Below are 12,791 nucleotides of genomic sequence, written 5' to 3' on the forward strand. Positions count from 1 at the left end.
CAGGTGCGCATCTGGAACGGGCGCCCCTATCCCCTGGGCGCGGCATTCGACGGCGAGGGAACCAACTTCGCCCTCTTCACCGAAGTCGCCGAACGCGTCGATCTCGTCCTGATCGACGCGTTCGGCGACTCTCGTACGGTCACGCTCACCGAGGTCGACGGCTTCGTGTGGCACTGCTACCTCCCCGGCATCGGTCCCGGGCAGCGCTACGGCTATCGGGTGCACGGCCCCTGGGACCCGTCCGCCGGCCACCGGTGCAATCCGGCGAAGCTGCTGCTCGACCCGTACGCCAGAGCCGTCGACGGGCAGGCCGATAACCACCCCTCGCTCTTCGAGCACGCACCCGACGGGCCCTCCCGGGCCGACACCGCGGGCCACACCCTGCTCGGCGTGGTGACCGACCCCGAGTTCGACTGGGGCCACGACCGCCCACCCATGCGGCCGTACGCCGAGACGGTGATCTACGAAGCCCATGTGCGCGGTCTGACCCGCACGCACCCCGAGGTCCCCGCCGAACTGCGCGGCACCTACGCGGGCCTGGCCCACCCGGCGGTCATCGGGCATCTGACCTCACTGGGCGTGACGGCCGTCGAGCTGATGCCGGTGCACCAGTACGCCCAGGACGGCTTCCTGCGCGACCGCGGTCTGTCGAACTACTGGGGCTACAACACGATCGGCTTCTTCGCGCCGCACAACGGCTACGCGGCGCACGGCACCCACGGCGAACAGGTCGACGAGTTCAAGGCCATGGTCAAGGCGCTGCACGCGGCCGGCCTCGAAGTGATCCTCGACGTCGTCTACAACCACACCGCCGAGGGCAACGAGAACGGCCCCACGCTCTCCTTCCGCGGCATCGACAACGCCGCGTACTACCGCCTGGTGGAAGGGGACCCGGCGCACTACTACGACACCACCGGTACCGGGAACAGCCTGCTGATGCGGCACCCCAACGTGCTCCAGCTGATCATGGACTCGCTGCGCTACTGGGTCACCGAGATGCACGTCGACGGCTTCCGCTTCGACCTCGCGGCCACACTCGCGCGGCAGTTCCACGAGGTGGACCGGCTGTCGGCGTTCTTCGACCTGGTCCAGCAGGATCCGGTGGTCGGCAGGGTGAAGCTCATCGCCGAGCCGTGGGACGTCGGGGACGGCGGCTACCAGGTCGGCAACTTCCCGCCGCTGTGGTCGGAATGGAACGGAAAGTACCGTGATTCCGTACGGGACTTCTGGCGGTCCGGCGATCGCACCCTCGGCGAGTTCGCCTCCCGGCTGACCGGCTCCTCCGACCTCTACCAGCACGACCGGCGCCGGCCGCGCGCCGGCATCAACTTCGTGACCGCGCACGACGGCTTCACCCTGCACGACCTGGTCTCGTACAACGACAAGCGCAACGAGGCCAACGGCGAGGGCAACCGCGACGGCGAGAGCGCCAACCGCTCCTGGAACTGCGGTGCCGAGGGCCCCACCGACGACGAGGGGGTGCGGGAACTGCGGGCCCGCCAGCAGCGCAATTTCCTCGCCACCCTGCTGCTCTCCCAGGGCGTCCCGATGCTTGCCCACGGCGACGAGCTGGGCCGCACCCAGCAGGGCAACAACAACGCCTACTGCCAGGACAACGAGATCTCCTGGATCGACTGGAACCTGAGCGACGAACAGCGCGACCTCATGGACTTCACCCGGCGCGCCATCGAGCTGCGCGCCGCCCACCCCGTACTGCGGCGCCGTCGCTTCTTCCTCGGCGACACCGCGACGCACGCACACCAGCCCCTGCCCGACCTGATGTGGCTGCGACCGGACGCGCGCGAGATAACGGACGAGGACTGGCTGCGCCCCGACGCCCACGCCGTCGCCGTCTTCCTCAACGGCGACGCCATCGCCGAACCCGACCCGTACGGCGCCCCCGTGGTCGACCACTCCTTCCTGCTGCTTCTGAACAGCTACTGGGAGCCGGTGACCTTCCGTCTGCCGGACGCCGGCTACGGCGAGCGATGGACGTCACGGATCGACACCGCCGACCCCCAGGGTCTGCCGGACGAGTCGGAACGCAAGGCCGGCACCGAGGTCCGCGTCGAGCCCCGCAGCCTCGTACTCCTCTCCCGGCCCCCGGCGGCGGCGACGGTCTAGGCGCGGTGTGCGACCACGGGGAGCCGCGCGCGCTCGGGTGAGCTGGGCGGAGGGCGCGGGGGTAGGCTTTTGCTTGACTGGGCCATAAGGGGTATATCGGACCTATCGGCGGGGACCGGCCAAGGGTCCCGGGCACCGGAACGCGGAGCGGGTCCCCAGATGCGGGGATGCACATGGACACCACACCAGCACAGGCGGCCCGCCAGGAACTGACGGGATTCAAAGGGCAGTTGATCGGCCCGGACGACTCCGGATACGCCGAGGCCCGTACCGTCTACAACGCGATGATCGACCGGCGGCCCGCCCTGGTGGCGCGCTGCACCGGACCCGAGGACGTCGCCAGGGTCGTCGGCTTCGCCCGTGACCACGGCCTGCCGCTCGCGGTGCGCGGCGGCGGCCATCACGGAGCGGGCCTCGGTACCTGCGACGACGGGGTGGTCATCGACCTCTCCCCGCTCAAGGACGTCGAGGTGGACCCCGAGGCCCGCACGGTGCGGGTGGGCGGCGGCTGCCTCCTGGGCGAGGTCGACCGTGCCACCCACGAGCACGGCATGGCCACGCCGAGCGGCATCATCTCCACGACGGGCGTCGGAGGCATCACGCTCGGCGGCGGCATCGGGCACCTCACCCGCAAGTGCGGGCTGACCATCGACAACCTGCTGGAGGCCGAGCTCGTCCTGGCGAGCGGGGAGAAGGTGCGGGCGAGCGCCGACGAGAACGCCGATCTCCACTGGGCGATCCGCGGGGGTGGCGGCAATTTCGGCGTCGTCACCTCGTTCCTGTTCCGGCTGCACGAGGTGAGCACGGTCGTCGCGGGCCCCACGTTCTGGCCCGTCGAACTCGGCGCCGAGGTCCTCAGCGCGTACCGCGACTTCCTGCCGAAGGCGCCCCGCGAACTGAACGGCTTCTTCCTGTTCGCCTCGGTCCCGCCCGGCCCGCCGTTCCCGGAGGAGATCCACCTGCGCAAGGTCTGCGGCGTCGTGTGGTGCCGGGTCGGCGACGACGCGGAGGCGGCTGCCGCCGAGATGGCCCCCCTGCTCGACGCGCTGCCCGCGCCGCTGGTGCACGGCCCGGCGCCGATGCCGCACCCCGCGATCCAGTCCGCCTTCGACGGGATCTACCCGCCCGGCGACCAGTGGTACTGGCGCGCGGACTTCGTCAACGAGATCCCCGACGAGGCGGTCGCCCTGCACGCCCGGTTCGGTGCCGAGATGCCCACGTGGAAGTCGACCATGCACATGTACCCCATCGACTGTGCCGTCCACGACCACGCACCCGGGGACACCGCGTGGAGCTACCGCGACTCCCGCTGGGCATCGGTGTTCGCGGGCGTGGACCCCGATCCGGCCAACGCCGAGATCATCAAGCGGTGGAGCGTCGACTACTCCGAGGCCCTGCACCCCTTCTCCGCGGGCGGGGCCTACGTCAACATGATGATGGACGAGGGCCAGGAGCGCGTACGGGCCAGCTACCGCGACAACTACGCACGCCTGGCCCGGATCAAGGCCGCCTACGATCCCGGCAACCTGTTCCGCCTCAACCAGAACATCGAGCCGGCGACACCGGCCCTGGCCTGAACTGCCTCAGCGGTCTGATCAGGGCTTGCGGGCCACACCTCCGTGGACGTCCGTGGGCTCGGGCGAGGTGCCGGGCTCCGGGCGCCACAGGGGGCAGGAGACGATCCCGGGCTCGATCAGTTCGAGGCCCTCGTAGTACGCGCTGATCTGCGCCGGGCTGCGCAGCACGTACGGGATCGCGCCGGTGTCGTCGTAACCCTGCTGGGCCTCCTTGAGCGCGGCGTCGGTGTCGGTGCTGTCGTAGTGCACGAAGTAACTGCCGGAGGGCAGCGCGGCCTGGAGGCGGCGGACGATCGACTTGGCCTCCTCGTAGTCCTGGATGTGGCCGAGGATGCCCATGAGCATCAGGGCGATGGGCTGGTCGAAGTCCAGGATGCGGCTCGCCGCCTCGATGATCTTCTCGGGGTCGTGCAGGTCCGCGTCGATGTAGTTGGTGACGCCCTCAGGGGTGCTGGTGAGCAGCGCCTGGGCATGGCGGAGCACCAGGGGGTCGTTGTCGACGTAGACGATGCGCGACTCGGGCGCCACCCGCTGCGCGACCTGGTGGGTGTTGTCGTACGAGGGCAGGCCGGTGCCGATGTCGAGGAACTGGCGGATGCCGAGCTCGCCCGTCACGAGGGTGACGGTGCGGATCAGATAGTCGCGGGATGCCCGGGCCATGGTCTCGATGTTCGGGGCGACTTCGCGATAGGCGTCGCCCGCCGCCCGGTCGACCTCGTAGTTGTCCTTCCCGCCCATCCAGTAGTTCCAGATGCGCGCCGAGTGCGGCACCGTGGTGTCGATCTTGGAGAGCGCGTCCTGGTCGGGGGTGGGGTGGCCGTCTGCCATGGGATGTCTCCTGCCGTACGTCACGCGGTCGGTCTCTAACCTATCGTCAACGCCTGTGTGTAGCCGCCCAGTTGGGACACAGGGAGAGCGGGGGCGCGGACGGGATGGCCCAGCTCCGCCGCGTCGACCGTGACGACGGGGACATGCTGGGCCAGCGTGTTCAGTGCCCGTTCGAACGCGCGGACCGCTTCGGTGTCGTCCGTCTCGCCGGTCACATGGACGAGGGCGCCATCGCGTTCGGCCACCGCCTCGGCGAAGTCGAGTGCCTGGATCCACGTCACCCGGGAGCGCCCGCGGCGCAGCGGCCCGTAGACCAGTTCGTGGATCAGGCTGCCGTCGATGGCCAATCGGCCCGGTGCGGCGAGCAGTTCACGGTACGGCTGGGTGGGGTCCACATGGTGAAGGTGCCCGCTCGAGCGGCGGATCATGAATCCGTGGCGGGCCAGTTCGGTGATCAGTCCGCTCCTGCCGATGCCGTCGGGACCTTCGACGACGAGCGTGCCGCACTGGGCGAGGGCCTGGTGGAGGATCATCCCCGCACCCACTCCCTCCGACTCCCTCCCGGACGACCGACTCCCTCAGTGTGCGGGGGACAACCCGCACGGCGGGAGGCTGCGTGCGGGTTGTCCGGTTGTGCGGCCGTAGTGGCGCGGTTGTGCGGGCGGTACGGCGACGGTGCTCAGACGACCAGGAAGTCGGCCTGCCCGGACTTGGCGCCCTGGAGGAACGCGATCATCTCGTCCCGCGAGTAGATGAGCGCGGGCCCCTCGGGGTCCCTGGACTGGCGGAAGGCGACGCTGCCGTCGGGCAGCCGCTTGGCCTCGACACAGCTTCCGCCGTTCGTGCCGCTCCAGGGCTTCTCCCAGCCCTCGGTGCCCAGTTCGACGGCGCGCATGCCGCTGTAGACGGATCCCATGGATCACAACTCCTTACGCAGTTCACCCAGGATGGCCCTGGTCCGAGCGACCGGCTCCGCCTGCACGGACATCCGGTCCAGTACTTCGAGATAGCTGACGACGTCGTCGGGCCGGTCGACGTAGACCGCGCCGACGAGGCTCTCCGTGTAGACGACGTCGGGGAGTTCGGAGAAGCCGAAGCGGAAGTGGTGGAAGGGTCCGAAGGCGCCCGGGTGGGCGCCCACGTGGAATCGCATGATCTGGATCCGGACCTTCGGCATGTCCAGGGCCTCGTGCAGCCGGTCGATCTGGGCCCGCATCACCTCGGCCCCGCCCACCGGCCGGCGCAGCACGGTCTCGTCCAGGACGGCCCAGATGGCGGGCGCGTCCGGCTTGGCGAGCAGGTCCTGGCGCTTCATCCGCAGGGCGACACGGCGGGAGATGTCCTCCTTCGGTTCGTTGGGGAAGCCGACGCGCATCAGCTCGGTGGCGTAGTCGTGCGTCTGCAACAGGCCGGGAACGTAGTGGGGTTCGTAGAGGCGGATGACGCTGGCTTCGCTCTCCAGGCTCACATAGGCGCTGAACCACTCCGGCAGGACGTCGCGGTACGTGTACCACCAGCCGGGCTGGTTGGCCTCCCTGGCCAGGGCGAGGAAGTCGTCGATCTCCGCCGCCGGAACCCCGTAGGTGTGCAGCAACTCCCGCACGTACGGGATACGGAGTCCGACCTCGGCCTTCTCTATCCGGCGGACCGTCAATGGAGTGACCTCGATGGCCCGGGCCGCGTCCTCGAAGGACACGCCCGCCCGTTCCCGCAGCTGCCTCAGCCGCTTTCCGAGAACCATCCGCAGGACGGTGGGTGCGCTGCCGCCAGAGCGGTTCTCGCTCACGTCCTACCTCCCGGAACGGCTGTCACAGCGTGCAGTGTGCCACGCGGTGGATGACAGAGACAGGGCGATGCGAATCGTTCTGAAATTATCAGAACGCCGGTTGCAAGGTGAGTGTGTCGGCGACCATAGTGATCGAGTGACGTGTCGCACCCTTCGTGGCGACGGCGTCTAACTGTGCTCGGCCGTACGGGAATTGATGTCTCGCCAGGTGCGTACGGGCGCAGTCGCACGTGACCGTGAGGCGAGACCGGGATGGCCACCGTGACCGACGGACAAGCAAGGAACGCCGGCAAGGCCCCCACCGGGGCGAACAAGGTGCTGGCCGACGCCCTCAAGGAAGCCGGCTGCTCCTACGCCTCACTCGCCCTGCGGGTCAACGAGCTGGGCCGTCGCCAGGGCACGGACTCCCACTACGACAAGGCGTCGGTCACCCGCTGGCTCCAGGGCCAGCAACCGAGGGGCAGCACACCGGAGTTGATCGCCGCCGTGCTGTCCGAGCGGCTCGGCCGCGCCGTGTCGCCCGCGGACCTCGGCTTCCCTTCCGATCAGCAGCGTCCGGTCGTGAGCAGGGCGCTCGTCTATGGCGAAGACGTGGCAGAAACCCTTCACACCCTGGCCGAGCTGGGGTCCACCGACATCTCCCGCCGCAGCCTCCTCGGCTCGGTCCCCTTCGTCGCCGCCGCCCTGACGCACCCTCAGCGTGAGTGGCTGCTCTGGCTGTTGGAACACCAGGACGCCGTCGAGCCGGCCCTGATGGCGAGCGGCGGCCCGGTCGAGCAGGTGCACGCGATGATCGCCATGTTCGACCAGATGGACAACCACTACGGCGGCGGCGGAGTGCGCACCAGCATCGTGCACTACCTGTCCACCGAGGTCGTCCCGATGCTCCAGCGCCGCGGCACACCGCCCCGACTGCGCCGCCAGTTGTACGCCGCCGCCGCGCGCCTCGCCGCGATGGCCGGCTGGAGCTCGTACGACGCGGGGGAGTACGGCCTGGCCCAGCGGTACATGACCCAGGCACTGAGACTGTGCGCCGAGGGGCGCGACCGGGTGCTGGGCGGCCAGATCCTGGCCGGACTCTCCCATCTGGCCACCAACCTCGGCCGCCCCGACGAAGGGGTGGCCCTGGCCCGCGCCGGGATCGTCACCGCGCAGGGGGCGGGCAGCCCGCTCGGGATGATGCGGCTGTACGCCATGTCGGCGCGCGGCCAGGCCGCGCAGGGCCGCTCGCAGGAGGCGTCCGAGGCGCTGCGCCTGGCCGAGCAACAGCTGGACGCGAGCAAGGGAGCCGCGCAGGAGTCGGTGTGGGTGCGCTATCTCGACCACCACTATCTGCAGGCCGAATCCGCCCTGTGCTTCCGGGACCTGGGGCAGGCCGCGCAGGCGGAGCGGACGGCGAGTGAGTCGCTCCGCGCCAACGCCGACCGGCGCAGGCGCCAGGCCATCAGCCGCTCGGTCCTGGCGACCGCGCACCTCCAGCAGAACCGCCTCGACGAGGCCGTCGGCACCGCGACCCAGGCGCTCGACACCCTCAGCACCGTGCACAGCGAGCGGTCGATCCAGGCCCTGCGCGACTTCCGCAGACGTCTCGAGCCGCGCCGCCATGAGCCCGTGGTGCAGGAGTTCGAGCGCACGTCCCGTGCCGTACTGGGGGCAGTGGCATGACCGGAGGGCGTGCGCCGGGTGCCTTAGTACCCGTCGGGGGAGGGGGCGTTCTGGGCGCGATCGACCGGCAGATGCGCGCCCGAGATGCCGCTCGACCAGTCCGACAGCAGGAACGCCACCACCCGGGCGACCTCCTGCGGCGCGACCGGTTCCCCGCCCGGCAGCTCCGTCGCCGCGAACCGGGCGAACGCCTCGGGCTCCTCCCTGCGCATACGCTCCCAGCGCCTGCCGGGGATGAGCATGGACCCGGGGGAGACGGCGTTCACCCGGATGCCGTCGGGGCCGAGCTCGCGGGCGAGCGACGCGGCCAGATGGATCTGCGCGGACTTGGCGACCCCGTACTGGACGTGCGGACCGGGCTTCCAGCCGGAGATCGACGAGATCACCACGGCCGAGCCGCCGCCCGCCGCCCGCAGATGCGGGACCGCGGCCCGCACCAGCCGTGCCGCGTGGCCGACGTTCACCTCCCAGGTCGCCGCCCAGTCCTCGGCGTCGGCCTGCTCGAACCCGCCCCCGCGAGACCCGCCCGCACAGGCCACTACTCCATCGAGACCGCCGAAACGTTTCGCCGAAGCGGTGACGAACCCTTCCAGCTCGCCCCGCCGGGTGACGTCGAGCGACCGGGTGAACACGGCGGGGCCCATCGACGCGGCCAGGTCCGCCAGATCCCGCGCGGTGCGCGCACAGGTCGCCACCCGCGCGCCCTCGGCGGCCAGCAGCCGCACGATCTGCTCGCCCAGTCCGCGCGTCCCACCGGTGACCAGTACGCGCTTGCCGCGCATCCCCGGCCATCCGGTGCCACCGCTTCGCTGCGCCGCGGCGCCATCGCTCCGCCGCACCGCGGCCTGGCCCCCGCTCACGTTCCTCACGCGATCGAACATACATCCCACACCACTACGTGCCTGCAACCGGACAACCCCGATACCCCCTGGTCCGGGCCCTTGTCCGGCGTGTTGGCTGCACGGGCAGCCACCGAGACCGCCCCCACCCGTGCTGCATCAGAAGGAGGATCCATGACGGCATCCAGGGCACATCGCCGCGGGCCGTCGCCCTCACTGGCACACGATGCGCCCGCGCCGGCCCGCGAACCCCTGGCACCGGGGCCCGACGCCCGCGCGGACGACCGGGCGCCGTCGCCCGGGCGGTCCGGGTCCCCTGAGGCCGCCACCGTCCCTGTGCCCCCCTTGACGTCGGTGACACCCGCGGCGACCTCGGTGACACCCGCGATCCGGGTGGCGCCCGCGATGCCGGTGCGGCCCGCGAGCGAAGGCCGCCTCCTGCGGATCACCGTCCCCGCCCATCCCTCCCGCGCGGCGGGGGTACGAAGCATGCTCGCCGAGCACCTCGCCCAGACGCGGCTGCCGAGCGAGCACCTTGACAACGCTGTCCTGGCGGTGGACGAGCTCTTCGTCAACGCGGTGGAGCACGGCAGCCCGGACCGCGGCGACATGATCACCGTCATCGCCGAGTGCACCGAGCACGAGCTGCGGGTGGCGGTCGCGGACCGCTCGCCGACCCTGCCGTGTCTGCGTACGGCGGACGATGCCGAGGAGTCGGGGCGTGGACTGGCCATCGTCGCCGCGCTGACCGACGACTGGGGCACCGCACCGCCCGACCCGGGCACCCCGGGGAAGAAGGTGTGGTTCACGCTGACGCTTCGGGGGATGCCGTGAAGGGTGTTCCCGGGCACCTCGCGGTCGACGGCGACGTCGGGCCGGGGCCTGAGAGTGCGCGGCCGGGGCCCGGCCGCAGGTCGTCGGGGCACGAGGACGTGCCACGGATGGTCCCGGAGCTGGCGGCGGCGCTCGCCCGGGAACTGGTCCGACGCGCGGACCAGGAGCGGCACCTGATGCGGCAGGCGCGGGTGGACCCCACCTCGGAGTACCGGCGCGCCCTCACCGAGTACCGGGACACCAATGCCGACGCGCTGCGGACGATCGTGCGCCGGTACGGCTGGCCGACCGCGGACCTGGTCGGGGCGCCCGCCTCGACGGCAGCCCTGATGATCCTGCTGCATGCCCCGGACCTCGACCTCCAGCTCAGGTGCCGCGATCTGATCGCCCAGGCCGCGGCGGACGGGCGCTGTCCCGCCGTGCACCACGCGTATATCGCCGACCACTGCGCCGTCGAAGAGGGCCGACCGCAGTTCTACGGCACCCGCGTCAACCCCCTGACCCTCCGCCCGTACCCCGTCCGCAGTCCGCAGACCCTCGACGAACGCCGCCGGGACGTCGGCCTGGGGCCGCTCGACGAGCAGATGCGGACGCTGCGCGAGGGGGGATGAGTCACCCGGGACGGTGACGGGTGGAACGTGATGTGCAGCACGCGGCGAAATGCCGTCGGGGCCGCACCGGAAAGATTCCGGCTGGGCACGGCTTGATCGCCGATCAAGAAAAGGGAAATCACCGGCCCGAGATGTTCCGCTCATTTGACACTTCGTTGACGGCACAGATAGGAAACATCTCTCTGAGGTGGAGAGGTGGACTGTGCGCGAGCCGAACGTGGTCGGGGACTGGCAGGAGTACGAGGAGCATGCCGGCCTGCGTGTCCGCGTTCACGGTGTGGAAAGGGCGGAGCCCCCGCAGGGACGCGACGACGCCGCCGACGGGCTCACCTACTTCCGATTTCGGGTGACCGTGGAAAACCGTACGACCGAGCATTTCGGGGTCCATCTCGAAGACGGGCAGATCGATATTCGCATCGGCGCCGACGGCGAGAGCGCGTTCCTCGACTGGCGGAACTCACAGTTCATCGAGGGCTACGACGTCTATCCGCTGCGCCGGGCCACGGCCGTCCTCCACGCCGCGGGCCCCGACGCGTTCCTGCACCGCCTGGACATCCAGATCCAGCTGAAGGTCGACGACGAGTGGACCGAGCGCTACCTCTGGGCGGGCGGCATCGACCCGTACGAGGCGTCCGTCGACGCGGCCACACGTGCCGACACGGCCAGGGACAGCCTCGCCTGCCAGGTGAGCAACTTCCTGCGCAGGGAAGCGGAATCGTGAAGGCCGCCCGCTAGCGCCCCTCGGCGGGGTTCTGTTCCACCCACTGGATGAGGAGCTGGCGGACGTACGGGTTGCCTTCCTGGGCGGCGTGCGCCAGTCGCTCAGCGCTCGCGCGGGCCGCCCGCCAGCCCGCCGGGGTGTCCTCCGCGTACGCGTGGTCGGCGGCGGCCAGCGCGTCGGCCGCCAGGTGGCGGAGCTCCTCCGACAGATCGTCGTCGGCGGCGGCGCGATACGCCTCCAGGCGCAGGGCCGCCATGTCCCGGGAGGCGTGGGAAGGCAGAGTCAGGGGCTGGGCGTAGCCGCTGACGGCGATGACCACGCAGAAGGTCGCCACGTCCCGACGGCTCTCCCGCTGCCCCTTCTCGATGGCGGGCGCGAGCCATCCGGGAGCCCGCCAGTGCGAGACCCAGGTGGCCGCGGCGAGGGCGATCGCCAGGAACACGACGGGAATCCAGCCACCCAGGAACCAGCCGATCGGCCCGAGCACCAGGAAACAGGCCGCGCTGCTCATCCATATGCGCCGGCGACCGAGTCTCAGGTGTCGAGGATCCATGCGGCTCAGTCTCGCAGGGGCGGGGTGGGCGCGATGAGGCGGCGGGTGATTCGCGCGGTCACCCGGCCGCCGCCCTGCCACAGGCCCCCGCCCTCGCCCCCGTATGGCCGGATCACTACGCCTTGCGGCCGACGCCGCCGTACGCGTCGACGGCGCCGTCGGAGCTCGACGGACCGTCCGGGCGCCACCGCGTGACCTGGGCGATGCCCGGCTCGGCCAGTTCGAGACCGTCGAAGAAGCCGGCTATCTCCTCGACGCTGCGCACGTAGTACGGCACGGCCCCGCTGGAGTTGTACGCCTCCGATGCCGCGATCATGCCCTCGCTGGTGGAGGTGCTGTCGCTGATGACCAGGTGACTGCCCGACGGGAGACCGTCCATGAGCCGGGACACCAGCGCTCGCGCCTGCGCGTAGTCGGCGACGTGGCCGAGCGTGTTGAGGATCATCAGGGCGACCGGCCGCTCGAGGTCGAGCGTGCCCGCGGCGGCCTTCAGGATGGCGTCCGGGTCGTACAGGTCGGCGTCCAGGTACGCCGTCTCGCCCTCGGGCGTGCTGGTCAGCAGGGCACGGGCGTGCGCGAGCACCATCGGGTCGTTGTCGACGTAGACGATCCGCGCGTCCGGTACCAGTCGCTGCGCCACCTCGTGGGTGTTGTCGGCGGTCGGCAGACCGGTACCGACGTCCAGGAACTGGCGGATGCCCTGGTCCACCGCCAGATAGCGGACCGCGCGGCCCAGGAAGTGCCGGCTGGTACGCGCCACATCCACCAGGCCGGGAAAGATCTCCTTGATGTGGTCGCCGATCTCGCGGTCGACCTCGTAGTTGTCCTTGCCGCCGACGAAGTAGTTCCAAAAGCGCGCGGAGTGGGGCTTGGTGGTGTCGATCCGGGCACGCGTCTCGGCGGCGGCAGCGAACTGGGGGTCGGGATCTGACACGAGAGCGCCTCCTGCGCAGCGATGTTCGACGGCCGAACATCAACCTAGACGAACCGGTGCGGCCGATGCCCGGCTCCGCCGCCTCAACTCCGCGCCGACGCACGAGTTTTGGCCACCCTGACCCAGCCCCCGATCCGGCACCGGACACCCGATCCGGCACCGGACACCCGATCCCATCGAATGGCCGGAGATGACCCTGGCCGCCCCCGGCGTCCGTACGTACGATCCGGTCACTCCCGGTCTTCACGGCTCCTTCACAACCGGGAGTGGAGTGCGCATGCGCTTTTGTCATGTGCATGATTCAACGAGCCACGCTTGA

Annotated in this window: 13 protein-coding genes; 6 read left to right on the forward strand and 7 right to left on the reverse strand. The window is 70.5% G+C overall.

The features are described from left to right. Window positions 1–9: 9 nt before the first annotated feature. Together glgX and ACFVXA_RS02115 are read left to right on the forward strand one after the other, a co-directional pair. Window positions 10–2,124, forward strand: coding sequence for a glycogen debranching protein GlgX (glgX, locus tag ACFVXA_RS02110; protein ID WP_390023539.1), 2,115 nt, complete (start codon window positions 10–12; stop codon window positions 2,122–2,124). Between the two features lie 173 nt (window positions 2,125–2,297). Then, the gene (locus ACFVXA_RS02115) at window positions 2,298–3,701 is read left to right on the forward strand and encodes an FAD-binding oxidoreductase (protein WP_383745632.1); all 1,404 of its coding nucleotides are present in this window, start codon (window positions 2,298–2,300) and stop codon (window positions 3,699–3,701) included. Between the two features lie 18 nt (window positions 3,702–3,719). Here ACFVXA_RS02115 and ACFVXA_RS02120 read toward each other — a convergent pair whose 3' ends face one another. The 4 genes from ACFVXA_RS02120 to ACFVXA_RS02135 all read right to left on the reverse strand — a co-directional run bounded on the left by ACFVXA_RS02120 (window position 3,720) and on the right by ACFVXA_RS02135 (window position 6,315). Continuing rightward, entirely contained in the window at window positions 3,720–4,529 is an 810-nt protein-coding gene (locus ACFVXA_RS02120) for an SAM-dependent methyltransferase (RefSeq protein WP_362029883.1), read from the reverse strand. A 35-nt stretch (window positions 4,530–4,564) separates the two neighbouring features. Beyond that, the gene (locus tag ACFVXA_RS02125) at window positions 4,565–5,062 is read right to left on the reverse strand and encodes a hypothetical protein (RefSeq protein ID WP_390023485.1); all 498 of its coding nucleotides are present in this window, start codon (window positions 5,060–5,062) and stop codon (window positions 4,565–4,567) included. A 146-nt stretch (window positions 5,063–5,208) separates the two neighbouring features. After that, window positions 5,209–5,445 (reverse strand): DUF397 domain-containing protein, encoded by a 237-nt coding sequence (locus ACFVXA_RS02130; RefSeq protein ID WP_362029888.1) that lies wholly within the window; start codon window positions 5,443–5,445, stop codon window positions 5,209–5,211. A 3-nt stretch (window positions 5,446–5,448) separates the two neighbouring features. Next, window positions 5,449–6,315: a helix-turn-helix domain-containing protein gene (locus tag ACFVXA_RS02135; protein ID WP_383909683.1), complete on the reverse strand. Its 867-nt coding sequence runs from the start codon at window positions 6,313–6,315 to the stop codon at window positions 5,449–5,451. A gap of 252 nt (window positions 6,316–6,567) precedes the next feature. Between ACFVXA_RS02135 and ACFVXA_RS02140 the strand changes: the two genes are divergently transcribed. After that, window positions 6,568–7,980 (forward strand): hypothetical protein, encoded by a 1,413-nt coding sequence (locus ACFVXA_RS02140; RefSeq protein WP_383745638.1) that lies wholly within the window; start codon window positions 6,568–6,570, stop codon window positions 7,978–7,980. Window positions 7,981–8,003: 23 nt separating this feature from the next. Here ACFVXA_RS02140 and ACFVXA_RS02145 read toward each other — a convergent pair whose 3' ends face one another. Continuing rightward, window positions 8,004–8,762: an SDR family NAD(P)-dependent oxidoreductase gene (locus tag ACFVXA_RS02145; protein WP_390023541.1), complete on the reverse strand. Its 759-nt coding sequence runs from the start codon at window positions 8,760–8,762 to the stop codon at window positions 8,004–8,006. A gap of 411 nt (window positions 8,763–9,173) precedes the next feature. On the opposite strand from ACFVXA_RS02145, the gene ACFVXA_RS02150 reads away from it, so the two are divergent. The 3 genes from ACFVXA_RS02150 to ACFVXA_RS02160 all read left to right on the forward strand — a co-directional run bounded on the left by ACFVXA_RS02150 (window position 9,174) and on the right by ACFVXA_RS02160 (window position 10,985). Next, window positions 9,174–9,653, forward strand: a complete 480-nt coding sequence (locus ACFVXA_RS02150; RefSeq protein WP_362030078.1) for an ATP-binding protein — start codon at window positions 9,174–9,176, stop codon at window positions 9,651–9,653. Between the two features lie 107 nt (window positions 9,654–9,760). Beyond that, window positions 9,761–10,264 carry a DUF6624 domain-containing protein gene (locus ACFVXA_RS02155; protein ID WP_362029896.1) on the forward strand — a complete coding sequence of 168 codons (504 nt, stop codon included), beginning with the start codon at window positions 9,761–9,763 and terminating at the stop codon, window positions 10,262–10,264. A 202-nt stretch (window positions 10,265–10,466) separates the two neighbouring features. Next, a complete protein-coding gene (locus ACFVXA_RS02160; protein ID WP_384403813.1) occupies window positions 10,467–10,985 on the forward strand; it encodes a hypothetical protein in 519 nt (172 codons plus the stop codon). 10 nt (window positions 10,986–10,995) lie between these two features. On the opposite strand, the gene ACFVXA_RS02165 is transcribed toward ACFVXA_RS02160, so the two are convergent. Continuing rightward, the gene (locus ACFVXA_RS02165) at window positions 10,996–11,538 is read right to left on the reverse strand and encodes a hypothetical protein (protein WP_384403816.1); all 543 of its coding nucleotides are present in this window, start codon (window positions 11,536–11,538) and stop codon (window positions 10,996–10,998) included. A 115-nt stretch (window positions 11,539–11,653) separates the two neighbouring features. Continuing rightward, window positions 11,654–12,472: an SAM-dependent methyltransferase gene (locus tag ACFVXA_RS02170; RefSeq protein WP_384403819.1), complete on the reverse strand. Its 819-nt coding sequence runs from the start codon at window positions 12,470–12,472 to the stop codon at window positions 11,654–11,656. Between the last annotated feature and the right edge of the window lie 319 nt (window positions 12,473–12,791).

Origin of the sequence: Streptomyces sp. NPDC058246 (genome assembly GCF_042881985.1) — a bacterium.
GTDB lineage: Bacteria > Actinomycetota > Actinomycetes > Streptomycetales > Streptomycetaceae > Streptomyces.